This is a genomic window from Streptococcus parasanguinis, assembly GCF_001578955.1.
Classification (GTDB): Bacteria; Bacillota; Bacilli; order Lactobacillales; family Streptococcaceae; genus Streptococcus; species Streptococcus parasanguinis_U.
Genome location: NZ_KQ969795.1, coordinates 1 through 214, shown reverse-complemented (window position 1 = coordinate 214; position 214 = coordinate 1). Strand labels below are relative to the sequence as shown.

General features: G+C 41.1%; 1 pseudogene. It reads right to left on the bottom strand.

The features are described from left to right. Positions 1-26: 26 nt before the first annotated feature. Positions 27-214, bottom strand: a pseudogene (locus SPADD19_RS11245) (MBL fold metallo-hydrolase); the annotation flags it as partial.

Here is a 214-nt window from a genome sequence, read left to right as displayed (position 1 = left end):
AACGGAATCGATGGCACCATCTGGTTTCAATAAAGGTTTTCAGAAAGACAGTTTTTTTCATTTAAAATCCTTTCAATCCGATCTTGCGGGTCGTGGCTGACCACAACTTGAATGCCATCTTGCAAGAGTGTTTCCAGCAAATCAGCTCCTTTTAAATAAGCCTTCTTATCATCCTGAACCAAGGAAGGAATGAGTCGCATTTTCCGTGTGAAAG